20 protein-coding genes and 5 pseudogenes are annotated in these 24089 nt (G+C 67.9%); 4 read left to right on the forward strand and 21 right to left on the reverse strand.

Annotation, left to right across the window (positions count from 1 at the left end; genetic code table 11):
* Positions 1-158 precede the first annotated feature (158 nt).
* On the reverse strand, positions 159-869 hold the full coding sequence (locus ACZ50K_RS11960; protein WP_468900954.1) for an SPDY domain-containing protein: 711 nt from the start codon (positions 867-869) through the stop codon (positions 159-161).
* 29 nt (positions 870-898) lie between these two features.
* Positions 899-1354, reverse strand: coding sequence for a hypothetical protein (locus ACZ50K_RS11965; protein ID WP_468900957.1), 456 nt, complete (start codon positions 1352-1354; stop codon positions 899-901).
* Here ACZ50K_RS11965 and ACZ50K_RS11970 point away from each other — a divergent pair.
* Entirely contained in the window at positions 1341-1715 is a 375-nt protein-coding gene (locus tag ACZ50K_RS11970; RefSeq protein WP_468900960.1) for a hypothetical protein, read from the forward strand. The genes ACZ50K_RS11965 and ACZ50K_RS11970 overlap by 14 nt on opposite strands.
* Positions 1716-1766: 51 nt before the next feature.
* Here the strand turns inward: ACZ50K_RS11970 and ACZ50K_RS11975 are convergent, their stop codons facing one another.
* The 5 genes and pseudogenes from ACZ50K_RS11975 to ACZ50K_RS11995 form a co-directional block, all read right to left on the reverse strand.
* Positions 1767-3392: a tyrosine-type recombinase/integrase gene (locus ACZ50K_RS11975; protein ID WP_468900963.1), complete on the reverse strand. Its 1626-nt coding sequence runs from the start codon at positions 3390-3392 to the stop codon at positions 1767-1769.
* 77 nt (positions 3393-3469) lie between these two features.
* Positions 3470-4662, reverse strand: a protein-coding gene (locus ACZ50K_RS11980; RefSeq protein WP_468900966.1) for an IS3 family transposase whose coding sequence is annotated in 2 segments (ribosomal slippage) — positions 3470-4398 and positions 4398-4662 — 1194 coding nt in all. Because the reading frame shifts where the segments join, the coding sequence is not laid out codon by codon here.
* Positions 4663-4731: 69 nt separating this feature from the next.
* A complete protein-coding gene (locus ACZ50K_RS11985) occupies positions 4732-5310 on the reverse strand; it encodes a hypothetical protein (protein WP_468900969.1) in 579 nt (192 codons plus the stop codon).
* Complete coding sequence (locus ACZ50K_RS11990; protein WP_468900972.1) at positions 5307-6353, reverse strand: tyrosine-type recombinase/integrase; 1047 nt, start codon at positions 6351-6353, stop codon at positions 5307-5309. Before ACZ50K_RS11990 ends, ACZ50K_RS11985 begins: the two co-directional genes overlap by 4 nt.
* 34 nt (positions 6354-6387) lie before the next feature.
* Positions 6388-6705: pseudogene (locus ACZ50K_RS11995) on the reverse strand (hypothetical protein); the annotation flags it as partial.
* 102 nt (positions 6706-6807) lie between these two features.
* Here ACZ50K_RS11995 and ACZ50K_RS12000 point away from each other — a divergent pair.
* Positions 6808-7626 carry a barstar family protein gene (locus ACZ50K_RS12000; RefSeq protein WP_468900974.1) on the forward strand — a complete coding sequence of 273 codons (819 nt, stop codon included), beginning with the start codon at positions 6808-6810 and terminating at the stop codon, positions 7624-7626.
* 726 nt (positions 7627-8352) lie between these two features.
* On the opposite strand, the gene ACZ50K_RS12005 is transcribed toward ACZ50K_RS12000, so the two are convergent.
* Positions 8353-9180: a hypothetical protein gene (locus ACZ50K_RS12005; protein WP_468900977.1), complete on the reverse strand. Its 828-nt coding sequence runs from the start codon at positions 9178-9180 to the stop codon at positions 8353-8355.
* Between the two features lie 235 nt (positions 9181-9415).
* On the reverse strand, positions 9416-10186 hold the full coding sequence (locus tag ACZ50K_RS12010; protein WP_468900980.1) for a transposase: 771 nt from the start codon (positions 10184-10186) through the stop codon (positions 9416-9418).
* A 46-nt stretch (positions 10187-10232) separates the two neighbouring features.
* On the opposite strand from ACZ50K_RS12010, the gene ACZ50K_RS12015 reads away from it, so the two are divergent.
* Positions 10233-10550 (forward strand): DUF6221 family protein, encoded by a 318-nt coding sequence (locus ACZ50K_RS12015; protein ID WP_468900983.1) that lies wholly within the window; start codon positions 10233-10235, stop codon positions 10548-10550.
* A 321-nt stretch (positions 10551-10871) separates the two neighbouring features.
* Here ACZ50K_RS12015 and ACZ50K_RS12020 read toward each other — a convergent pair whose 3' ends face one another.
* The 11 genes and pseudogenes from ACZ50K_RS12020 to ACZ50K_RS12070 all read right to left on the reverse strand — a co-directional run.
* On the reverse strand, positions 10872-11222 hold the full coding sequence (locus tag ACZ50K_RS12020) for a hypothetical protein (protein ID WP_468900986.1): 351 nt from the start codon (positions 11220-11222) through the stop codon (positions 10872-10874).
* 47 nt (positions 11223-11269) lie between these two features.
* Positions 11270-12241: a hypothetical protein gene (locus tag ACZ50K_RS12025; RefSeq protein WP_468900989.1), complete on the reverse strand. Its 972-nt coding sequence runs from the start codon at positions 12239-12241 to the stop codon at positions 11270-11272.
* Positions 12242-12376: 135 nt separating this feature from the next.
* On the reverse strand, positions 12377-14644 hold the full coding sequence (locus ACZ50K_RS12030; RefSeq protein ID WP_468900990.1) for a tyrosine-type recombinase/integrase: 2268 nt from the start codon (positions 14642-14644) through the stop codon (positions 12377-12379).
* A gap of 187 nt (positions 14645-14831) precedes the next feature.
* Positions 14832-16007: a tyrosine-type recombinase/integrase gene (locus ACZ50K_RS12035; protein ID WP_468901204.1), complete on the reverse strand. Its 1176-nt coding sequence runs from the start codon at positions 16005-16007 to the stop codon at positions 14832-14834.
* 85 nt (positions 16008-16092) lie between these two features.
* Positions 16093-16392: pseudogene (locus ACZ50K_RS12040) on the reverse strand (hypothetical protein); the annotation flags it as partial.
* A 146-nt stretch (positions 16393-16538) separates the two neighbouring features.
* Positions 16539-17312: a hypothetical protein gene (locus tag ACZ50K_RS12045; RefSeq protein WP_468900992.1), complete on the reverse strand. Its 774-nt coding sequence runs from the start codon at positions 17310-17312 to the stop codon at positions 16539-16541.
* A 260-nt stretch (positions 17313-17572) separates the two neighbouring features.
* Positions 17573-18181, reverse strand: coding sequence for a hypothetical protein (locus ACZ50K_RS12050; protein ID WP_468900995.1), 609 nt, complete (start codon positions 18179-18181; stop codon positions 17573-17575).
* A pseudogene (locus ACZ50K_RS12055) lies at positions 18181-19972 on the reverse strand (type IV secretory system conjugative DNA transfer family protein). The gene ACZ50K_RS12050 and the pseudogene ACZ50K_RS12055 overlap by 1 nt, the downstream one beginning before the upstream one ends.
* Before the next feature lie 37 nt (positions 19973-20009).
* The gene (locus ACZ50K_RS12060) at positions 20010-20594 is read right to left on the reverse strand and encodes a hypothetical protein (RefSeq protein WP_468900997.1); all 585 of its coding nucleotides are present in this window, start codon (positions 20592-20594) and stop codon (positions 20010-20012) included.
* 36 nt (positions 20595-20630) lie between these two features.
* The gene (locus ACZ50K_RS12065; RefSeq protein WP_468901210.1) at positions 20631-20897 is read right to left on the reverse strand and encodes a hypothetical protein; all 267 of its coding nucleotides are present in this window, start codon (positions 20895-20897) and stop codon (positions 20631-20633) included.
* Between the two features lie 9 nt (positions 20898-20906).
* Positions 20907-21524, reverse strand: a pseudogene (locus ACZ50K_RS12070) (SPDY domain-containing protein); the annotation flags it as partial.
* An 881-nt stretch (positions 21525-22405) separates the two neighbouring features.
* On the opposite strand from ACZ50K_RS12070, the pseudogene ACZ50K_RS12075 reads away from it, so the two are divergent.
* Positions 22406-22570, forward strand: a pseudogene (locus tag ACZ50K_RS12075) (pirin family protein); the annotation flags it as partial.
* A 33-nt stretch (positions 22571-22603) separates the two neighbouring features.
* On the opposite strand, the gene ACZ50K_RS12080 reads toward ACZ50K_RS12075, so the two are convergent.
* Entirely contained in the window at positions 22604-24049 is a 1446-nt protein-coding gene (locus ACZ50K_RS12080; RefSeq protein ID WP_468900999.1) for a GH1 family beta-glucosidase, read from the reverse strand.
* Positions 24050-24089 lie beyond the last annotated feature (40 nt).

The raw sequence follows: 24089 nt of genomic DNA on the forward strand, positions 1-24089 counted from the left end.
GATGGGGGGTGTCCTTGCGGGTGGCGCACGTACTGCTGGGAGGGTGTGCGGGGAGAAGAGGGGGCCGGTTTCGACCGGGCTTCCGGCAGGGGGGCCCGCGTGGGTTCAGCGTCGCGCGGGACCGGAGGCTGAGGTCGGCCGGGACGGCGGGCGGCCGATCAGGGCCGGCGAGACGGAGCTGCCGGTGTGTCCGCCCGGGGGATCTGGGCGAGTGCGTGGTGAACGTGCCCGCCGAGCCCAGCGGCTTCGAGCGGCGTGATCACCGCGGCGTCGAGGGCGCGGGCGAGGACGGGGATCTCGCGGTACTCGCGGACGACGGGCTCGCTGGTGGCGAGGTGGGAGAGGAACTGGACGACGAGCTGGATGGGCACGGCGTCGGTGAACGTGGCGCTCCAGTGCGTGTCGAACCCGTCGTAGACCGAGTGTTCGACGGACCAGCCGACACCGGTACGGGGGCGGTGGTGGACCGAGCAGTGGCCGTCCAGAGAGGTGTAGGCGCTGTTGTCGGATGCGCGTACCCACTGGTTGACGACGGCGACTTCGCGGAGCGAGAGAGGGCTGAGGGGGATGCGCTCGGCGTGGCGGTGATCGCCGAGGAGCTGCGGCAGGCTCTGAGCGACGGCCGACACGGCCTCGGTTGGGGTTTGGCGGCTGACCTGGATCTGCCAGGGGGGATCGAGGTTCGTGATCGTCCACCACAGACCGTCCGGGCTCTCGGGGGTGAACTCCACCATGGTTTTGGCCTGGGGACTGGTCAGGCGTAGTCGCTGGTGGTCCTGGGCTGCCTGCCAGCCGAAGAGCCGGGCGAGAGGCCCGACAACGTCGGCGATCTTGTCGGTACCTGGTCCGGCCAGGTACCGCGGAGACACGAGAACACGATCGGTCGGAGCGAAGGCGTTCATGTGGCCAGGCCGAAGTCGTCGCGGACGTACTGCTCGCCGCGGCACGCCCACGGTGAGCAGCCGTTGACCACCCCGGCGTCGAGCTCGTCGGCGTCCGGTGTGGTCGGATCCGACTGCAGGGCCGCCCACTCGGCTGCCGTGACGTGGTCGATTGGCGCCTCGGACAGCGGCACCCGGGAACGGTGGAGAAACGCCTGGCCGAGCAGAGGGTTGCCGTTCGCGTTCGCGCGCGCATTTCCCTGACGGATGGCCGCATCGAATGAAACAACATCGGCCCATTCAGTCGGCGATTCATCCCTGATGTTGCGCCACTGGGCATTTCCATGGAATGGGCAAGTTATTGAGAATCGAGACAGGTTCGTGACCTTTCGTCTGGGGGAGGGAGCGCCCTCCCGGGGCGGTTGTGGGGTGCGTGAGCGGGCGTGGTAGACACGCGGCATGGCTGCGTTCATGGCGTTCTTCGATGGTTCGACCACCACCTGGCGGGTCAGTTCAGCCGCCGTGACTTCCGGGATCACGGAACTCTGGGCCGAGGTCGAAGCCGATCCGACGCAACGCAGTGAGGTATGTGCCTTCAGCTGGAGCTTCTGCACGGATGAGGGCCCGGGCGAGGTGCTTCTGCCGGAGGATGGGACGGGCCTGTACTTGGACGCGGCCCTGGCAGACTCGGCGCAGGTCGCTTGCTTGCTTCGCCGGCTGATGCCGGATTCCGTCGAGCTGGTGTTCTGCGATCAGGGTTACAACTTTGATGTTCGAGTCCAGCCGGGCGTCACCGCGGCGGAGCTCATCGCAGACGTGGATGCCCAACCCTGAGTGGAAACCGTCCGCAGACGATCGCGGTCTGGTGAAGGCGGCCAGTCTTGCTCAGCTGTCTCTCTCTCGGGAGATGGTGCCGGTGAGCTGGGTGAGGGGGATGAAGGCGGCCTCGGTGCCCAGTTCTTTGGGTGTGGGCCCCGCAGGTGTGGGGATGTCGGCCAGCCTCTCGACCAGCGCGGTGACGGCGTCGCGGTCACCTTCGAGTGCTTCGCGCTCGTCGTCGGTGAGGTCGACCTGTTCGAGCATCCTGTTGATGCCGTCCTTGACCGCGAGGAGCTGGCCCTTGGTCGACTCCTTGGGGACGTAGAAGGGGCAGCGGGCGCAGGCCATGCGGTGGGGGCACTTGGCGAAGAAGTCGTAGCTGCAGTAGCCGTCGCCGAGGTCGTAGTACTTCCAGGGCTGTTCGCCGCCGGTGGCGGCGCCGGTGAGGATGCTGTCGCGGTCGATGAGGACCTCGATGGTGCGGATGTTGCGGGCGAAGTAGTCGGCTTTCCGGTAGGCGGCAGTCAGGGTTCGTTGGAGGATCTTGGCGTAGTAGCGGGTGCTGGCGGGGTGCTTGTGGCCGAGCCATTGCTGCAGGTCGCCGAGGGTGAGGGGGTCGCGGGCGTTGAGGAGTTGCGTGGCGATGGTGCTGCGGGCACGGTGGCTGGTGAGGGCGCCGCGGGAGTCTTCGGCAGGGATGCCGGCTTTCTGGCAGAGGGCCGGGATGATGTTGTCGTTGAGGTAGGCGTTGCCCACCAGTTGGCCGCGGTGGCAGAAGAGGTGCTGGCGGGGGAGGCCGGTCTTGCGGTCCGCGAGGTCGGGCTGGGGCGAGCGGACGAGTTTCCATGCGTCGATGAGTTCTCCGACGAGGGGGTCGACGGGCTTGGCGAAGGGCCGGCTGGTCTTGTTCTGCGGGATGTGCAGCAGGCAGATGGGGTAGGTTTCGCCGGTCCGTTCGTCGGTTCCTTCGTCCCAGGTGATGCAGTCCAGGTCGAGGCGGCGCAGTTCGTCCATGCGGCAGCCGGCGAACAGCCAGACGCCGACCATGGCCCGGACCATCTCGATGGGGTAGTAGGTGGCCTGCCAGCCTGCGGAGCGGGCCCGCGGGGTGCCGTAGGGCTTGAGGTCCTCGCTGTTGAGCGTCAGCCCGGCGGCCATGAGCTTGGCCCAGGTCGCGTCGTCGATGATCCGCGGGTTGGGTCCCATGAGTGCACGGAGCGACAGCGGCATGCTCAGCACCTGCCGCGGGTCGAACCGCGGCTTGATCCATTCCCATTCGATGAGGTCGTTGAAGAAGCCTCGGATGCTGTCGATCCGGTTGGCCTTCCCAGCGGGGCTCAGTGGCTGGCCGAAGCGGGAGCGGTTGCGGCTGTGCCCGGCCCACTGCCCGACGTTGGCGGTCATCGTGTCGGCTATGTACTCGGCCGCGATGTCACGCGTCCAGTGCTCGGGAGCGACCGCCTCAGGGTGCTTCTCGGCTGCCCAGCGGCCGGCGACCAGGATGGCCGAGAGCATCGAACGCTTTGTCCCGGGTTCGTGGGTGACCAGCCGCATCCACCGCAGGGCCGCATCCCGCCACGGGGACGGGACCGTGGCCAGGGCCGCGGTTTCCGGCCCAGCCTTGTCCTGGTTGGTGCGTAGAGGCGAGGAGATGATGCCCTTGTCGGCCAGGACGCGGGAGATCTTGAACAAGCCGCGGCGGCGGCTCGTCGCGCCGGTGGAGCGGTAGTGAGCTGCCCCGAGTTTCGTAGAGTCCGATCTTGATTGGTTCAGGCGGACTGCGGGGTTTGCTCCTGGCTGCGCCAGAAGGCTTCCTCGTACTCGGCGGGCGGCACGTAGTCGATCGCGGAGTGAAGGCGTTCTTCGTTGTACCAGGTGATCCACTGGAAGATCGCCCGCTCGACCTGGTCGACGTCCTTCCAGGGACCCTGCATCTCGATCAGCTCGGCCTTGAAGGTCCCGTTCAGCGCCTCGGCCATCGCGTTGTCGTACGAGTCCGCGACGGAGCCGACGGAGGCGGAGGCGCCGATGTCGGCGAGCCGGTCGGTATACCGAATTGACACGTATTGCGACCCGCGATCGCTGTGATGTATCAGTCCGGAGCCCTTCGTGATCCGACGCCGCCAGAGCGCCATCTCCAGGGCATCCAGCGGGAGTTCGGTCCGCATGTGGTCCGCGACCTGCCACCCGACGATCATCCGCGAGTACATGTCCAGGACGAACGCCACATAAGCCCACCCCGACCAGGTGCGGACATACGTCATGTCCGCCACCCACAGCCGATCGGGCCGGGAGGCGGTGAAGTCGCGGTCGACCAGGTCCGGCGGACGCGGCGCCGACGGCTCCGGAGTCGTGGTCCGACGCCGCCGGCCACGGATGACGCCCTCCAGGCCCAGCTCGGCCATCAGCCGCTCGACGGTGCAGCGGGCCACCCCGTGGCCCCTGCGCCGAAGCGCGCGGGTGATCCGGCGGGCGCCATAGGTGCCGCCCGACTCGGCGTGGACCTCTTCGATCAGCGGCATGAGCTGTTCGTCCCGGAGCCGGCGGGCCGACTTCGGCCGCTTCTTGCGGGCGAAGTACGTCGACGGCGACAGCTGAAGCACCCGGCAGACGGGATCGACCCCAAGGCCCCTCTCACGCAGGTGGTCGATCACCTGCTCGGCCTCGTCCGGGGACGGTCGATCTCCTGGGCAAAAAACACCGAGGCGGCTTTCAGGATCTCGTTCGCCCGCCGCAACTCAGCTACTTCTTTACGGAGTTGCTTGAGCTCGTCCAGCTCGGCGGTGGTGAGCCGGTCGTCCCGCTCGCCGCGGTCGGCCTCGGCCTGGCGGACCCAGCCGCGCAGGGCCTCCTTGTGGATGCCCAGGTCCTTCGCGACGTGGGAGATGGGGCGGCCGGTGGTGCGGACCTCGCGAATCGCGCGCTCGCGCAGTTCGTCCGGATATTTACGGGGTGCTGCCATGGTGCTGATGGATCTCCTTCACCAGGACCGTAACCCTGGCATCAGGGACTCCACAAATCTCAGTACAGCTCAGTAGTGCTCCATCAGGTCTTCCAAGAGGGGTTCGCGCAGGTCCTCCAGGTGAGGGCTGTTGTTGCTCAGGAGCACGTCGATGGTCGCGTTGCGAACCTGCCAGGGCAACAGGTGAGTGGAGTTGCGCCAGGCCGTCAGGGTCTCCGCGATGGCATCGACCGCGGGCTGGATGGCCTGCGGGCCGAAGACGAGGTCCGCGAGCCGGGCCAGACTGGTGATGCCGGCGGTGCCGTGCAGGCGGTGGTGTCCACCGAGCTGGTGGCCCAGAGCCGCCACATGAAACCGAAATGCCCCGGCCTCCGATGCGGCCTCTGCCCAGGCTTCCTCGTCCCAGGTCCAGTACGGCCTCTGCTGCCGGTGGACCTCCTTCAGCAAGCGAAACCGCGCCGAGCGTGCCTTGCCCGGATCCCAGGCGGAGGTGACCTCATCAATCGGGATGATCAGGCGTGCCAGATCCGCCGCTGCCCGGGCGTGCATCGCATTCAGCGGGGCGATGTGCTCCAGTGCGGTCACCTCCTTCGGTATGAGGTCGGGCAGCAGGTGCATGGTCAGCCGGTGGCCGGGGTTGCGGTTCACGGTGTCTCCAGAAGACGGGCGAGGAGCCGCTCGCGGTCGGCGTGGAGGGTGGTGTTCGCCCGGTGGAAACGTGCTGCGAGCTCACGGCCGGACAGGTGGATGTAGCGCATGGTCGTGGCCAGGTCGCGATGGCCGGCGTACTGGGCGATCTGGTCGATGGTCCAGTCGGCCCGGGCCAGGTCCGTCAGCCGTAGGTGCCGGAACGTGTGCGTGGAAAGGCGGCTGACACCGGACGTGCTGCTGAGACGTTCGACGATCTTCGACCAGCTCGACGCTCCGAGCGGACCACCTGGGTTCCGGTTCGACGTCGACCGCAACAGCGGTCCGCCGACCCTGCCGACCGAACTGCGTCGCTCGGCCAGGTAGGCCATGAACAGCTGCCCCGTCGCCTCCCCGTAGGTGACTTCCCGCGACCGCTTGGACTTCGTCGTCTCCGCCCTCAGCCGGATCAGGCTGTAGGCAGGATCGAAGTCATCGCCGGACAGCTGGACGAGTTCCTCGCGGCGTAGGGCGCCGTCATAGGCGAGAGAGATCATCAGACGGTTCCGCAGCGGCTCGGCACGAGCCGCCTCCAGGATCCGCTGCCAATCGGCCTCCGTCGGTATCCACGGCGCTTGCTCGATACGCCGCACCAGACCCCGCTTGGGCCGGCGCCCTCGTCTGCCCGCCTGCCCGCGCCGAACCGGGTTCCGCTCCCGCAGCCCGTCCTCCACCAGGAACTCGTAGAAAGATCGGACTGCCACGAGCCGCTGCTGCACCGTCCCGTTTGCCAGCCCCGGACCCGCCCGACTCGCGCCCTTCCCCCGCGGCCGGCCAGGCGGGCGCTCCAACATCTCCCCGATCCACGCCGCCACCGTGTCCGCCTTCGCGTACAGCGGTTCCGTACCCTCCGCAGCGCAGAACCGCAGATGGTCCTCCACCGCGCGGCCGTACGCGTCGATCGTGTTCGGCGCCCGCCCGATGTTCGCCATGAACTGCAACCACCTGCGGGCTTCTTGATCCGCTGCCAGGGTAGGGAACTTGCCCCACGGGACGTCGACCATGGCTCCAAGCTAGCCCCGGTCGATTCCACATAAGGCAGCCCAGGCAACTCGATTTGGGCGTGTCGGCCAGGCCGATTCTGGTCAGGTAGCCGACGCAGTCCGCGCGGGACCAGTCCATGTCGATGAGCGGGTGGGCGTTGCGCATGTACTGGACGCCGGAATCCTTGGCCCGGTGGAACTCGTCCGTACTGATGCCGACCCACTGCTCAACGAATACGCCCCTCGGGACCGGTGCGGGGTGGGGGTAGCCGAGGATCTCTCGAACGGTCTTCTTGATTGGCTTGATCTTATATTCGCCTGTGCTTCTCTGCACTTCACTCTCATGGGTGAACAGGGCTATGTGGCTCGTCAATGGGCCTCCGAGATGGATGGGATGGGGTCAGGGGTGGGGCAGCGCCGACGACTGCCGGCGAGTTGTCGGGCGTCGGTAAGATCAGCGCTCTCATGGGGGGCTATGCGAACATCAGAGCAGGGCGGCGAGGGGCGAAAGTACGCGCTGACGTCGGACGAGGACGACAGCGACTTCTGGGGCTTCGCTCACGAGGCCAAGGGGCTCTTCGCACCTCTGCCGGATGAGGAGGGCGCACGCCGAGTGCACCTCGAAGGGTGCCTCCCGCAGGGTGGCCTACTGAAGAGCCTCGATCATGTCGGTAGCCGTCGCGCCATGGCGGGAAACGCCTGGCTCGCCCTTCTCGACGGCGACGGTGCCACCATGGGGTCCTACTTCGTCAACGAGGTCACCGTCGTCGACGTCAAACCTTCCGCCCGTGGAGCCGGCCTCGTCGACATCACGGTGACGCTGTGGTGCGAGAACGCCCTGCCCGGAGCGGAACGAGCGTGGGACCTGGTCCGCACGGGTCAACTGAACCGCACCGGAATGTGGCACGAACTCACACCCGAGCAGAGACACGCGTGGCTGTCGGTGGCGCTGTGGTCCCGCGCGTACCAACGCCAGGGAAAGCCCGATGCCCCAGTCGACCAGGTGTTCACCTTGGACGGCCAGCACATCGTCGACGAAGACAGCTTCTACTGCGCGATCGGTGAGGCCGTCAACGGACCCGGCGGATACTTCGGCTGGAACCTGGACGCCCTGGATGACTGCCTTTGCGGAGGCTGGGGCGCCACTGCTCCATTCACTTTGCACTGGGAGTCCTCGGCCGAGGCTCGGGCACGGTTGGTAGAGAGCCTCCCGGTCGGCGACCGTGAGGTTGCGCTGTTCGACCTGCTCCTGGAGATCTTCGAGGAACGGGGCGTGAACGTCATCCTTCGGTGACGACTGGTCGCTTCCAGGCATTGGTCCTGGACTCGGGCGGCCAGTTCGGCGCGCGAACTTGCCTTCGGTTGGTTCGCTCGGGTGCGTTCCCATCGCGCACGGCCTGCTGGTCGGGAGCTGGGTTGCGCGGGGTGTCCGTGACGGCGATTCGGCCGAAGCCGAGAGCTGGCGTCTGCGGGATCGGCGTACACCACAGCACGATCGGTCCGAGCCTCAGTCCGCGCAGACGTCGTACGGAGCCAGTCGTCGAGATCCGGCGTCTCATCGGGTCACCGCCATCACGGTAGAGCGAACACCATCCGGGGTCAGCCGGTAATCCCTGCCGTCGGCGTACTTCACCGGCACCTCGCTGGGCAGCTCCGGCCGGCGGACCTTCCACCCGGCCTCGTACGACAGCCGCGGTTGTCCTCGGACCAGCCGTTACAGACCGTGCAGACCTGCACCAGGTTGTGCGCCTGGTTGATCCACTCCTCCCTAACGCCGTCCATCCCGCGGTTCACCCGGTGGTGGGTCGTCAGGTCGAGGGCCGTGGCGTAGCGCACGCAGGCACCTTCATCGAGGGAGTGCACCAGAGCGCGCACGGTGTCGGTCGGGCCGGTACGGCGTCGGGCCATGGCAAGATCTCCGTCCTGCCCGCGCGCCTGGCCGTATGGCGCGACCACGAGGAAGGCGCGGGCGAGGACGGGACCATGAACGACTGGGCGCGCTTGCGTCGCATGCCGCTGGTCAGCCGCCGCTGGCCGTCATGAGGAAGTTCCCGGCCATCTCGATGAGCTTCTGCGCGGCTTGGTCCTGGCCCGCCTGGAGCAGGCTCTCCCTCATGCCCTCGAGGGCTCGTCGCATGCGGCTGGGTTGGGGTTCCTCTCTCTCCGCTTCGCGCTGCAGCGCCTCAGCGTCCTCCGCGATCCGCTCACGGATCGGCTCAGGGACGTCCATGGTGACGGCGGCGGCGAGGACCTGCTGGGCGAACTGGGCGAGGTCGTCTGGGGGGAACCCGATGTTGTTGTTCTGGGTGTTGTGGTCCCCGATCTGGTTGTTGCCGCCGTAGATGTTGGTGGTGACCGGGCGGGCGTCCTGCTGGTTGGCCACGAATTTCCTCACGTTGCTGTGTTGGTCCCCGCACTGGATTCCAGACGGGGTCAGGGCGAGTGCGTACGACGGGTCGAAAGCCTCTCGGGGACGAATGGCGACCGATCGGGAGTACACGGTGGCCAGCTTGTTGTCCACCAGGAAGGCCGCGGCCTTCTCGATCGTTTCCGCGTCGATTCGCTGACCGAGGAGGACAGCACGGTCGGATGCAGCGAAGTCCTGCACCAAAATGTGATAGTCGGGGACATCGTCCATTGCAGCGACGATCAGGCCGTTCGCTGCGGTGTCGAACCGGTACAGCTTGTTGCCTCGCAGCTGGAGGAGACGCTCCGCCTCGCGGACCCCCTTGGGTGTCAAAGTGCACCTGGTCGTGAAGCTGTTGCACCCGGCGTTCCGCTGCCCGTAGTGCTGTCCGTCGTGGTTGACGAGGCCGCGCTCGGCAAGCCACGAGACCAGTCTGAACACTTCCCCCTTCGCGGCCTCGGACCAGTCGCACGACCGTGAGGGTCGACAGAAATGCGGCTGTCCATGCCTGCGGTCTTTTCGCGTATCCAGAGCAGGAGCAGGTCCGCTTCGGTCTCAAACGTCACGAGCCGATCGTATGTGTTGGGCTTGCGGCCCGGATGGGTTCCTAAGGGTTGTCCCGTAAATGATCTTCGGGTGGCCTCGGGTGCGGTTGGCTGCGGTGCGGCCCGCTGATCTATCCGGCGAGGGCGAGGTTGTGCATCCGGGCGATGCCGAGCATGGCGTGGTGGACGCCGGCGCCCTTCAGACGGCAGTCGCGGAGGATCTTCCAGGTCTTCATGCGGGCGAAGACGTGCTCAACGCGGGCTCGGACCTGCTTGTGGGACTGGTTGTGATCCTCCTTCCAGTCCGGTAGTTCGGGCTGGCCGCGCCGCCGGCGGTGCGGGATGACGAGTCCGGTGCCCGAATAGCCGCCGTCGGCGATCGTGAGGGTCTTGCCGATGGCGGCCTTGGCGCCGGATTCCTCCCATGCCTTGCAGTCGTTGCGGTTTCCGGCGAGAGGCCGGCCGATCACGACAACCCGACGGGTGTCGGCGTCGACAACGACCTGGTGGTTGGTGGAGTACCGGTAGTTCTTCGAGCGCTCCGCGATGGCGTGGTCGCGAGTGGGCACCAGGGTGCCGTCCACGATGAGCACGGTGTCCTTGGCGAACCGCCTGCGGGGCTGGAGCGCGAGCATCGGCCCGAGGTGGTCGATGATCCGGTCTGCTGCTGACTTCGATACCCCGAACAGCGGGGCTAGCTGGCGCATCGTGAGGTTCGTCCGCCAGTAGGTCGCGACCAGCAAGGCTCGATCCTCCAGCGGGAGGCTCCACGGCCGGCCTTTGCGGACCGCGTCTGCACCCCCGCGTCGCAGAACCGTCACCAGCTTCCCGAACTGCCGCGGGCTCAGCCCGGTGAACGGGGCTATCCATGACGGCTCCAACGCCGTGATCACACCAGCCACCGCATGATCATTTCATGACGTCCGGCACAAGGCCGAGAATGCGCGTATGACTGAAGAACTGGTGAGGTTCCTTGAGGCACGGCTGGATGAGGAGGCCGACTTGGCCCGGCGCTGCGACGGTGATGGGTGCGGAGAGTGGTCTGCCCAAGGGCACACGGTCGACTTCTGCCAGGTTGACCTCCCCGGGTTCCACCCCACGATTGCTCTGCATGTGGCTCTTCACGACCCGGCCCGCGTTCTGCGTGAGGTCGAAGCCAAGCGGCGCATCCTGGCACGTCACGCCCGCGATCCCTGGCCGTGCCACGACTTGCGTGACCTTGCCTCGCCCTACACGGACCATCCTGACTTCCCCGCCTGGGCGTGAGGCAGCGCAGCTGGCAGGCAGAGCGTCCGACGAGCCTGAACCGAGCGCCGCTTCCTGAAGATCACTTACGGGACAGCCCTTAGGCATGGGGCTTGGCCAGTGGGTCGCTGAAGAACGGCATGGGCCCGAGACCGAGGCCCCGCCAGCGGCCAAGCGTCCGGGCTGGCTGGGAGCGGGACGGGGACAGCCGGAGAGACGAGCTGGGCCCGGGCATAGGCGGTCAGCAGCGGCGCCGCGTACGCAGGTGACGCCGCCGCGAAGGGACACCAGGGCGCGCATGGTGTCGGCCAGACCAGTACCGCGCGGACCACAGCAGGAACGTCAGAACCCGATGGGAATCCCGAGGAAGCCTGCCGCAGCCTGCGCGGCGCCCGTCGCAAGCACGGGCGGTGCGTACTTCTTGGTGCCTTCCCAGACCTTTCGCGTCAGCTGACGCACGCGCCCTTCGTCAGGCTCAGTCGTGGCAAGCTCAGCCTGGAGTGCCTCTGCGTCGGCCTCGACCTCGGCCGGCAGATCTCCCCTGCGAGCGGCCTCCAGGACTTCTCGGGTGAAGGTAGCCAGCTGCTGCGGGTCGTAGCCGAAGGTGTTGTGCTGAACGTTGCCGGTGCCCATCTGAGGTGCCCCGCCGTTCACCGTGACGTTCCAGGTGTTGTTGTGCTGCTGATCGCTCAAGGCTTCCTCCATGTGGCTGCGTTGTGTCATTTCGGATCTTGGTCCGCTCACGCCAAGATCGACATGATGCTCTGTGCGAGGGTTGCGGCGGCCCCCACGGTGGTCGCCTTCGAGGGGTCGAGGCTCTCTCGGAGTCCTTCGATGAGGCGGCGCATCCGGGCAGACTGCGGCTCTTCACGCTCCGCCTCACGCTCAAGGGCTTCAACGTCTTCGGTGATCCGCTCACGGACAGGCTCCGGCACGTCCATGGACGGAACCAAACCCTTGACCTCGCGCACAAGCTTCATGACCTGCTCAGCGTCGAGGCCAAAGTTGTTATTTTGGACGTTGCCCGGGCCGATCTGGTTGGCGCCACCGTAGACCTCGACGGACCAGGAATTCTGAATGCCCACAGGCTGCTGGCCAGCCAAGAATCCCTGAACGTCTACGTTGCTGTTCCACCCACATTTCCGGCCGAGGGGAGTGAGTGTGATCGCCGTTGGGCGGCTGGCGTCGCGTTCAACTCTGACTAGCTGTTCATTCTCGAGGTACTCGATCGCGCTGAAGATCTCGTCAAGTGTCAACACGTCGTCGAGGATCTGCGCATGCTCAGACGACAGGAAGTCCTGGACCTCGAGCCTGTGCTTCGGGAACTTGTCCGTTGCCGCGGTGATCAGCCCGTTGAGCGCCGTGTCGTACCGGATGACCGGACGATTCCGCTGCTCAAGCAGGTTCTCTGCCCTCACCACGCCAGCGGGGGAGAGGCACCACGACATCCCTGACGCCTTGGGCCCCGAAGCGGCCATGCCTGCCCGCTCGAGGTGGGCCGTCAACGTAAGTAGCCGTTCGTCTCCCAGGTCCTCCCACCCGGGCAGCTCGTTCACCTCGACCTCGGTGCCTGCAACACCGTTGAGTCGCTGGTACATCGCTACGAGCAGCAGGGCAGAGGCCCGTTCCGTGTTCACGATCCGATCGTAGAACGGCAGCCGTTCCTCCCACGAGAGTCCGTGGATCGTCGGATCCGGCGGCCCGGATTCCATGGGCGGAGAGGATCAGGGCCTGCTCGCCGAGGGCGTCGATGATCTGTTTGAACAGCGGGGCGATCTTGTCGCGCTTCAGGGTTGCGGTGCTGCTCTGCGCTTCACCCGATTGGGTGGGGGTCGGTATGTAGCTTGTCAGTGGACCTCCGGTGGTGTGGGGGATGTGCGGGGCTTGGGGATGCCGAGGTCGACCGCAGGTCGCTGGGCTCGGCGTTGGGATTCCTCGCGTTTGGTGCGGAGGAAGGTGAGGGTGAGGTCGATGCCTTCGATCTCGCCGATCCAGCCTTCGAACTCGGCTCGCGCTCGTCGGGCGAGCAGGTCCTCTTCCAGCTCCATGAGGCGGGGGATCATCTTGGGGTTGACGTGGAGCATCGGGCAGCGGACGCAGGCGTGTTCGTGCTGGCAGGGGGTGCCGTAGGGGCGCCCGCAGGTCCCGAGTTCGACCTTGCGGCGGTCGAAGTGCTCCTCGAACTCGCTCCACTCCTGCGGGGTCGTGTCGCGGTACTCGCCGGTTGGTCGGACCTGGCGGCGGTGGTGCAGGTGGGCCTGGTAGTGGCGGACGACGTCTGCGTCGAAGACGGCGACGTAGCCGCGCGTGGTCTGGATGTTCAGGTGGCCGAGCAGCGCCGCGCCGATGTGGATAGGCAGCCCGCTGTTGACGAGTTCGGTGGCGAAGATCCGGCGGAAGTCGTGAGGGGTGAACTTCACGTCGCGGAAGGCCGGGTTGGTCTCGGCGAGGCTCTCGCAGCGGCGGCTGATCATCCGCTGGATGGCCGCGGTGCTGAAGACCACGGGGGTGGCGCCGTTCTGCCTCTGGAAGAGGAAGGGCATCGGCGCGCTCCAGACCTTGTCGTGGTTGTCGTAGCGGCTGACCAGCGGGATTGTCCGTCCGTGGCGGGTGTGCCGACGGATGATGGACGCGATGACGTGGAAGAGCTCCGCGGACATCGGGATGACGCGTTCCCGGTCGGTCTTGGACGGTGCCACCACGAGCAGGGCGATGACCTCGCCGTTCGCGCGCTGGTACTGGCGGATGCTGAGGTGGGTCAGCTCGCACAGTTCCTCGATGCGGACGCCGGAGTGCCGTAGTGCCTCCACGCTGGACCAGTCCCAGAACGCCGCTTCCTCGTCCGTGCCGATGTGGATGAGCCGGCCGCTGTCTTCGTTGCGGACCCGGGTGGGGACCGGGTCACCGTGCCGCAACAGCTTGTAGTCGGGCTCGGTGATCACGCGGCGGTAGGTGGTCCCGTGGTGGGTGAAGACTTCTCCGTCCGCGGCCTTGTCGGCGCGTTCGAGCAGGCTTCGGGCCTGGTCGTAGCGTTCTTCGACGTGTGCGACCAGCAGGGGGAGAAGGGGCTGGCGCTGGCGGGTGCGGTCGGCGGTCCGCTCGTTAATCCGGCGCCGGCGGGTGCCCAGGCCGTGGAGTTCTCCGGGCGGCACGGGACAGGGCGCGACCCATGCCGCCCAGCGCTCAGGTTCCTCGGCGGCCCAAGTGTGCAGGTCGTAGTAGAAGCTGCGGACGGTGATGACGATGCCGTCCTGACCGGCCCGGGGCTGCCCGTTGTCCTTGAACTTGATCGTCTGGCGCCAGGCAGAGTAGAGGTCGGGGCTGATCCGCAGGTCAGCCTGGCCGGGATTGAGCCGCTCGATGCCCTCCCAGAAGTGATGCACCAGAGCGAGGACCAGGGCCTTGATGGTCGAGTAGTCGCTGTCGGCCCGGCGCCGCTGGAGGTAGTCGATCAGTAGACCGCGGACGGCCGCGTTGCGGATCGGGTATCGGTCGACGAGTTCCTCGATGGTCCGCTGCCCGCGCAGCAGGGCAGCCCGCATCGTGGCCGGAGTGTCCGCTGGGAAGTGGCCCATGGTGTGCAGGGCATTCCACATGCTGTGCCCGATCAGCCGGTTGGACACGGTGTTCCCCGGCTGGAGACGGCATCGGGCCCGCCGGTTCTCCTGCGCGAAGAACAACACCGAGGCCGGCGTGACATCGGCCAGGACGACCCCTTGCACGGCCAGCAGATTGCACAGGTCCAAGACGGCATCGCGCTGATGGACGTGACGCAGTGGCAGAGCGGCCACGTGGTCGACGTACCGGTCCAGCAGCCGATCGCCCTGGGCCTCGACGAACATCGCCGAGAAGCCCTGCAGCGTGTTGAGGCGGAAGACCAGCTGGGACGGCTGGATCACTCGAAGGCAGTACAAGGCCCGGATACCGGGCGTCACGGCGAGGCCGGTTGACCGGCGCGAGCCGATCGAGCTCGCCTGGACCAGACCCTGGCCGACGAAGCTGGAGTCCCAGCGCTGCTGCCAGGTGTTCCCGACGAATCCGCTCAGGTAGTCCAGCACCATGCGGGTGGCCTGGCCGCGCTGGTAGCGGGTGACCTCGGCCGCGTCGCCCCTCACCCCCGCGGCCAGCCGTGCGATGTCTGCCGCTGGGGCGGTCGACAGGTCCCCGAAGGGCCTGGGCGGCGTGGATGCCCGCGCCGGCTCCGGTTCCATGGGTCCACCGACGAACCGGCTGGGGAAGGTCATCCCTTCTGCGACCGGACCATGCCTGCGGCTGACCCCTGTTGTGCGGCTGACCTGCGCCTCAGCCACCGAACACCGCCTTGATGTCCTCGGCGGCGTAGCCCGTCGGATACGTGGTCTGGGGCCTCGGCGCCGCGTAGTGCTCGGTCAGCTTGTCGAAGATCTCCTCGACCCGCGCCGTCAGGTAGCGGCTGGTGGTCTGGATGTTGGCGTGCCGCATGATCGCCTGGACCTCGACCGGTGTCAGCGTGCCGCCGTTGGCCATGCGCGACGCCGCCGTGTGCCGGAGATCGTGCAGCGTCCAGTTCGTGCCCAGCACCTCGTTGGCCCGCTGCAGGACCCGGCGCATCGCCCAGTAGGACAGCGGCCGGCTCGCTCCCCGCCGTGTACGCCACAGCGGCTCGCCTCTCGGTGGCGTGCCGACCTCGTCGAGGTAGCGGGCCAGCCGCACGAATGCCTGCGGCGACGCGGGGACCGCTTCGCGCTCCCGGGTGCCCTTCGAGATGACGTAGATCCTTTGTCCGGCCCAGTCCACGTCGTCCACGCCGACGTCGAGCAGTTCCACGGCGCGGGCGCCGCTGGAGACGTAGAACTCCAGCAGGGCTCGGTCCCGCTCGCAGCCCATCTGCTCGAACAGCTCGTCCCAGAGCCGGTCGGGAACCGACCTCGGTGGCCGGTCAGCGACCTTCTGACGCAACCGGGCACGACCGACCACCGGATACGGTTCCAGCGGGCTGCGGTGCGCAAGCGCCCGGTGGCGCTGCGGCGACATCGGAACCGGATTGACCACCGGCCCGGCGCCCTGGTGCGCGTGGAACTCGTAGAACCCGCTGACCACCGACAAGGCGTGGTTGATCGTCCTGGGCGCGTATCCGGTCCGCAGGCTCTGTTTGCCTGTTCGAAGGTTGACCGCCCCCGGCGCCCCGCCTCCGGGCACGGACCGGCGCCGCTGCGGATTCGCAGAGGTCCGCAGCCACCCCGCCAGCACGGCGACCTCGGCCTCGGTGGCCTTCTCCCAGGACACACCGAGCAGCCACAGCAGCCGGAACCACCGCAGCAGCCCGTACCCGTAACTCCGCACGGTCAGGTCGCTGCAGTCGTTCAGCGCCAGGTCCCGCAGGTAGGCCGTGACAGGCTCGACCTCATCGTCGTACGCGTTCACGACGACGTACGGCGGGTGAACTCCCCGGGCGGGGAACACAGCCCCTACCCGTGGGAGCTCGGCCCGGCCCTCCATGAGCTCATATCGCAGTTCCACATGCCCTCCTCGTCGATCAGCTCGTCCAGCACGCTGGTCAACGAGGGAGGTTGGTGCAGATAACTGAGCATTGCCGTCGGGTCATTCCCTTATTTCCGTCCTTGTTCAGGATGAAGAGCGGCATGGAGGCGAATCGGTGGTTCGGGTCCAGGGCGTCGTCGCGGATATTTCCTGACGAGACGCGGAGGATGGGTATCCCGGCGGGAGCGGCGATTTCCCGTTCGAGGCGGTCGAGGTGCTCGTACACCTTTTTCGGCTCCCACCCGGTATCGGCGAAGACCGCGACATCGATGCGGGGCAGGATCCCATCTGCGGACAGGCAGAGAAGGGTGGAGCTCTGGACGCCGGCGCCCAGGGACAGGATGCGGCGGGTGGGCGCGGCGGTGCCGGTCGGGGGCACCGTGGAGGTGGACGGGGTGCGGGAGGAGGTGGTGGGGATGGGGGGTCCTTGTTGGTGCTGGTCACGTTCTGGTGGTTGATGGCGTGCGGGATTGGAGGGAGGGGCGAGTGTCATCGGGCTGGTGCTGGTGCTGGTGCTGGTGCTGGTGCCGGGGAGAGACGGTTGGCGGGAACCGCCGTGTCAGACGTGGAGGCGAAGAGGTCACGGCCGAGCTCGGCGGCCAGAGCGGTAGCGCCATAGAAGGTGAGGCGGATCCGGTCTTGGGCGGGGCCGCCGTCCGTGGTCGGCGGAGCGGAGGAGAGGTCGCGTGCGACCAGGCCCTGCTGCTCCAAGGCAAGTGCGGTCTCGATGCGCACCGCGCGGGATCGGCTGTGGACGCGTTGCCATCCATCGATCCGGCCGATCGTGACGTGCCCGCGGGCGGTGGCACAGAGCGCGGCCCGTTGAGTCGGAGTGAGACGGGCCGCGACTGCGGGTCCGGGGTCGGCGAGGCGCCGCATTTCCAGGGCGATGGCTGTCGCCGACTCCAGTGCCGCAGCGGGGCCCAGCGCAGTCAACTCCGCCGCCCCTCCCACAAGTCGGTCGATGTCCTGGCCGTCGTTCGGCCCGTCGCCGCCCGGAGCGGAGGCGGCGAGGATGCCGGTGGCCTCGCCGAGCTGACGGGCTGCCCCCGCGGTCAGGAAGCCCAGCTGCCGGATTCTGATCACGGCCTCGGTCACCGCGGTGGTGTCAGGCAGCGACTGGTCCTCGATAGCCTTCACCGCCTCGCTGCAGGCAGTGACCAAGGCGTTGGCGGAAGCGTGCCCGTGGGCCGCTCCATAGGTGGGCAGCAGGCGGGCCAGGGTGTCGTTGTGTTGAGTGATCTGGTCGGCTAGGGCGAGCAAACAGACTACGGGAGAAGGCTGTTGGCGGACAAGGGCAGGAGGTGGGGGCGGAGCGGTGACTGCGGCGAGCGGGGCTTGGCGCCGTGGCGGGCTGGGCGGCGCGGACGATGGGGTCAGTTCGGGGATGGGGAAGAGGGCGTCGTCGGACATGAGCGGATGGACCCTTCAGGGGCGGGGACCTGATCCCGGCGGGGAGTCGGGCCGCAGCCTGGCTGCATGGTCGGGTCAGTGCAGTGAAGGCTCTGGCGTGGCAGAGGGCCCTACCTCGTGCGCCCGGTGCCGGATCCGAGTGCGGGCGCGGTCACCACCGGGGTGCACGGTGTCGTCGGGGGCTTGACGGTCGGGGCCAACTCGGACAGTTCGACCGCCACGTGTCGTGCGAGGTCCTCGACCATGCGGAGCCGGGTCACGACATGGTCGGGCAGCCACCTGCCGTTGCTGTGTCGGGTCCGCTCGATCAGTGCGGTGGCGGCCTCCATCTGCGTGGCGACCTGTGCGAGGACCCGGGCCTGGTCGTCGTTGAAGACCTGGAGCAGCTCGTCCAGTGCCCCAGGTAGCTCCGTGCGTTCGATGGGGAGCCCGAACAGCTGAGCGTGAAGGGAGTTAGCGAGAGTGAGAACGGAGCCGCCGCTGCTTCGGTATCCGAAGCGGGGCGCGGCGGTACGCAGGAGGCCGAAGCTGTAGGTGACGAAGTGCGGCGGTGGCGGCGGTGTAGTCGAGATGTGGGTGGCCAGGGCACGTGCGATGTCGAAGGGCGTGGGCGCCCCGGTGGTGGCCGGGGGCTTCGCGTGCTGGTCGGTGCTCAGGGATGCTCCAGCAATTCGGGGATCCTGACGGGAGGGGGCAGCGGGTGGGTGTGGCAGTTGCACTACGCGGCGGGGCCGTAGTCGTCCTGCCGGGATGCGTGCTTGGCGACGGCGCGGTCGGTGATCCCCTTGGAGGCGGCGGCGGAAGCGGCCGAGAGGTTGCCGGCGCCGGGCTCCAGGTACCAGGGGCGAAGGTCGAGCATGGCGGCCCGCAGGCCGGTGGCGAAGCAGAGCGCGGTGCCCTTGGGGAGGGCGCGGATGGCATCGGCGGGGAGGATCCGCTCCTGCCGCATGCTGATCGATGTCGACTTCCCCGAGTCGGAGATGGAGGTGGACCGCGTCTCGACGTCGTGGTCGCCGATCAGCCTGCTGAGCTTGTCGGCGAAGTCCGGGTCGTCGATACCGGAGCCGATCACCTTCACGGTGCTCGCGGACCACATGGCGTCCATCCCCGCGTCGCTCCACACCTTCTGGCCTTGGCGGTAGGACTGCAGGATGGTGATCGGGATGATTCCGCGGGACCCGAGGTGGGAGTACAGGTCGGGGAGGTCGCTGATCTTGCACACGTTGGCGGCCTCGTCGAGGATCGCCAGCATCGGCGGGTCCAGGCGTCCGCCAGCCCGCTCCGCCTGGGCGGTGGCGGCCCGCATCACGGCGTCCGCGCAAGCCGCGATCAACGCCGAGGCGCCGCCGCCGCCGTCCTTCGACAGGAGGTACAAGGTGTCCCGGCTGGTGACGAACTCGGCGGGGATGAACTCGCGGATGCCCTTCTGCGGGGTGACCCACGCGGCGATCTCTGAGTTGAGAAGGGCGGAGGCGTACTGGCGTGCGGTCTCGTAGATGCCGTCACGAGTCTCTGGAGGACCTTCGACGGTGCCCCTGAGCTGGGCGGCGACGGCCGAGAACCCGTGATCACGCAGGATGTCGAGGGGCCGGCGGTCGGCCGGGAAGGCCAGCCATTGCATGATGTCGGTGATGGGCCGCTCGTCGAGAGCGGCGGCCAGGAGGAGCTGGCTGAGGACGTTGGAGCCTGCCTTGGACCAGAAATCGCCTTGGGAGGCGGCGTCCACGCTCGCGGAGAGGAAGTGGCTGGCCAACCTGTTCGCGCCATCAAGGGACTTGGCGGAGGCGAGGGGGTTCCACCACATTTCGCGCGCTGCATGGGCGATCTGCTGTGGATCCATGCTCCACGTCTGGCAGTCCGCGGCGCGGGCATCGAGCGTGGCGGTGTAGGCGTCTCCGGCGGCCTTGTTCGAGGTGAGGAGCACCGGCCAGGGGGCGGCCAGGATCGCGGGAATGGCCAGGCAGGTTGTCTTGCCCGAACGCGGGGCCATGATCGCGACGGCGACGTCCTCGAACCCCATCCGGACCTCGGTCCTGCTACCCTGCAGGTTGCCGAGGAGCACCCCGGTGTCACGGGGGTTCACATAATTTGGACCCCCGGAGGCTGGGCCTCAGGGAACGGCTCTTCTCCGTGACAGCCTTGGCGAGCAGTGGCCTGATGTCCTTCTCGCGGGCCATCCCGGCGATACGTTTCGTCCGGCTGAGCGTGCCCTTGTGCCGGGACCACCACAGATAGCCGCACGCGCTGAGAGCGAGGAGAGTCGCGGCTGGCAGGATGCGCGTCCCGATCAGCAGGGACGATTCTCCTGCTGCGGGCCAGAGGGCCTCGGGGTGGAGAAGGGCGTTGGCCGGTTGGTAGGGGGCCCAGGGGTCACTGCCAGTGATCCAGGCAGTGGCGTTGCCGCCCAGCCAGGCCAGGGTGGACAGGGGAAGGGCGATGGCGAGGGCGCCGAGGAGCGCCTTGAAGGCTATGTCGTAGCCGTCGGAGTTGCTCGGGGAGCGGTTGGACAAGGGGGGCGGTTCCAGGGGGCTCGGCGGGAGAGGGCGGCTATCGGCGGGGCGCCGCCGGGTTGGAGTCCCGGTGGGGCGGGTCGGCTATGGGGGCGGTGGCCGACTGGGGATGGGCGCGGCGCAGAGCGCTGTGGATATCGAGGACGGCTTGGCCGTGGACGGACCACTCGTTCAGGTAGTGCCAGGCTTCGGCGTTCCGTCCGGCGAGTGGCCCGTCGTACTCCTCGTTGCCCGGCCGTGCCGAAGGGGGCGGGGTGGCGAGCAGTGCGAGCCACTCGTGCTGCAGGGCACCGATCCGCTCGTGGGCGGTGAGCAGAGTGCGGATCTGCCATGGCCAGTGAGGGTGGCGGCTTCGCCCCGGAAGTCTCTGCAGCTGGGCTTCGGCGGTGGCGACCAGGAGGTCGGCACCGGAGCGGATCCGGTTGAACGACCGCCAGGTGTCGGCGTCGCGTTCGGCCTGTCGAAAGCCGTAGGCCTCCTCGTCGTGCGGCCAGCCCTCGGGGCCGGTGTGTTCGTCGGAGTAGGTGTCCCAGGCAGAGAGGATCTGCTCAGCCTCGCGGAGGTAGAGGGCGAGCTGGTGCCGGAGGTGCTGGTGCCTGGAGTTGAAGTCGGGCTCGGTCACGGGTCCTTCGGGGTCGGTGAACTTCGCAACTGGCGCCTATCGGATCGATCGGGCAGGTGTGTCGGCTACCAGGCGGGGGCTGGTGGGGCCGTACTGGCGGGGGCGGGTGGCGGCCCAGGAATTGCGGGCCCAGGTCGCGGCGCGGGCGGCGGTGATCCGGGCCTGCTGCCAGCCGCCCAGCTCGGAGGGACGGACGGACACCGAAGTGGTGCGGATCCACTTCGTAGCCGGGACGTGGCCGCGCTGGCGCATTGCGGGCGTCGGATCGGACAGCGCTGCCGAGAACCCCTGGATCAGGTGCATCGGCGTCGTGGGGGTGAAGACGGCGTCCCAGGTTCGGCCGTGCTCAGTACGGGCCGCGGCCCACCAGTGGGCCTGGTCCGGACCGCCTTGGTGGAACTGCAGCCAGGTGTTCCGATCCGGGGAGACCGCCGTGAAGTGTTCCTGCGCCCGGGAACTGTCCAGGGCGGAATCCTCGACTCGGGACGTGTCCCAGCCGTGTTCCTCCAGCGGTGCCCACACATTGGGTGCGTGAGCCGAACGAGGCATGGTGAGGGCGTCCGTGAACCCTGCGACGATCTCGACGGGCACGGCCGTGGTGAAGGTGGCGTGCCAGGCCGGCTGCCCGACGGGCTTGCCGGAGACGGTCCAGCCGCCAGGGATCACCTGGGGGTCGTAGCCGATGCGTACGGTTCGGTCGGGACTGTCGAACACGAGCGGCCCGCCCGTACGGGAGAGATCCTTCCATGCCGTCGGGAATGTCGAGATTCCCGCGCCGTTTGAGGCGCTGCCATTGGTTCTGCAGAAGGTACGGCTGGAACGGCCGGAGGGCGTCCTGTGGATGATGGAGCAGATAGCCGTTCGTGGTCCCGTATTTTTCGGCGTACCACTCGATCGCGGCCTTGGTGCGTCGGGGAAGGGGGACGTCACGGTATTCGCCGAGCTTTCGGTGCTTGAGGCGGTCGTACATCTTGGTCGATTGGTTCACCTGCTCGGTGACACGGTAGACGTCGTCGGCCACGATGTTGTTGATGTTGACTGCGGCAGCTTCTCCATTGCGTAGGCCGCAGCCGCTCATGAGCTCGACGATGAGCCGAAACACATCGTCCCCGGCCCCGCGCAGGCCGTGGAGCTGTGCGGGGGAGGGGATGACGGCGCGCTTCGGGTCGTACTGAGGCGGCTTGACGCCCAGGAGGGGGTTGTCGTCGAAGAGGCCCAGGCGGTGCGCGTCGAGGAGTATCGACTTCAACTTGTCGTACGCATTGGACTGCGCAGCCAGGCCGACGCCGTTGCGCTCCATCGTCCTGATGAACCCGTCCACCACCTTGTGGTCGAACGTGGTCATCCGGCGGGTCGCGAGGGCCGGGTAGATGTGGTGCTGGAGGAGGGAGTCGAGGTGGCTCAGTGATGCCGGAGCGAGGTGACGTTGGCCGGCCCTCCACTCGTCGGTGTACTCCCGGAACAGCATCTGACCGTACTTTTCGATGCGCTCGCTCTTCGCCTGGTTCGTTGGGGCGGCCTTCTTCGCGTTGTAGACACTGGTCAGTCGCGCGATGGCTTTGTCCTGGTCCAGGAACCCCGACTCTTCGACTTGCTTCCCGCCGGGGCCTCTGTAGCGGACCTTGTAGAGGTGGGGGCAGCTCGACCAGCGGGACGGTGCGTGCTCGCAGTCCTTGAAGAAGGTGCCCATTCCCCGGGCGAGTGCCTTGGTTGCCATGTGCCTGGACTCCTCGGATGCCGATGCTGACGGTTTGCTGACCGTCAGCGATCCGAGGTCCACTTGACCTGCGAAAACGATGCTGCGCCGTGAGATGTTCTGGAACTGGATCGGCCGCTCCCACGAGGAGATCGCCCAGGCCCGCGAAGACTGGATGAACGGCACCCGATTCGGCGAGGTCAAGGGCTACGACGGCCCTCCGATCCCCTCCCCGGAACTGCCCCCGACCCACCTGAAGCCCCGAGGCCGCGTCCGCTGACCCGGGGCCCGGGGCCCGGGGCCCGGAGGCTGGTTACGGGGTGTGGGGAGGGGCGTGCAGTTCTCCGGTCCGGGCGATGTGGGAGTACCAGTGGGCGCTGGACTTGGGGGTGCGCTGCAGGGTTTCGTAGTCGACGTGGACGGCGCCGAAGCGTTTGGCGTAGCCGTACGCCCACTCGAAGTTGTCGAGGAGTGACCAGAGGAAGTAGCCGCGGACGTCCACCCCGTCGGTGATCGCACGGTGTACGGCGTCCAGGTGGGCGTGGACGTAGGCGGCGCGTTCCGGGTCGTGGACGGTGCCGTCCGGGGCGACCTCGTCCTCGTAGGCGGCGCCGTTCTCGCTGATGACGAACGGGAGGCCGGGGTAGCGGGCCGCGGTGCGGGTCAACAGGTCGTGGAGCGCGCCGGCGTCGATCGACCAGCCCATCGCGGTGCGCGCGCCCGGAGCCTGGTGGAAGGCGACCTCGTCCGCGCCGGGCCACGGCGAGTGCTCGCTGTTGCCGTGGCCGTCGTCCTGTGGCCGCTCCGAGTCCGTGGGCATGTGTGAAACGACCGTCGGGGTGTAGTAGTTGACCGCCAGCAGGTCCAGGGGCTGGTGGATCGCGGCGGTGTCGCCGTCCCGTACGAAGGACCAGTCGGTCAGGTGCGCCGTGTCCGCGAGCAGGTCCTGGGGGTAGGCGCCCTCCAGCATCGGGCCCAGCCAGATCCGGTTGCCGACGGCGTCGATCCGCCGGGCCGCGTCCGCGTCCGCCGGGGAGGGGGTGAGGGGGCGGATCGCGTGGAGGTTCAGGGAGACGGCCAGTTGGGCGTCTCCGGGCAGTGTGGAGCGCAGGGTGCGGACGGCGAGGCCGTGGGCGAGGTTGAGGTGGTGGGCGGCGCGCAGGGCCGCGACGGGGTGGGTGCGGCCCGGGGCGTGGACGCCGGATCCGTAGCCCAGGAACGCGCTGCACCAGGGCTCGTTGAGGGTGATCCAGTGCTTGACGCGGTCCCCGAGGGCGTCCGCGACGATTCCCGCGTACTCGGCGAACCGCTCGGCGGTCGCGCGCTCGGGCCAGCCTCCCGCGTCCTCCAACTCCTGTGGCAGGTCCCAGTGGTAGAGGGTCAGGGCGGGGGTGATGCCCGCGGCGAGGAGCTCGTCGACGAGCCGGCGGTAGAAGTCCAGGCCCTGCTGGACGGCGGGACCCCGGCCGGTCGGCTGGACGCGCGACCAGGAGACGGAGAACCGGTAGGCGCCCAGGCCGAGTTCGGACATCAGCCGGACGTCCTCGGGGAAGCGGTGGTAGTGGTCCACCGCCACGTCGCCGGTGTGGCCCTCGAAGACCTTGCCCGGTGTGTGCGAGAAGGTGTCCCAGATGGAAGGGGTCCGGCCGTTCTCGCGGACGGCGCCCTCGATCTGGTACGCGGCGGTGGCCGTGCCCCACAGGAAGCCGGGCGGGAAGGTGCGGACGGCGGTCAGGGGACCGGTCTCGGACGCAGTCATTTGGGAGCGCTCCCAATCGTTGGAGGTTGGAGGTTGGAGG

The sequence above is a fragment of the Streptomyces sp. NPDC033845 genome (genome assembly GCF_055576225.1).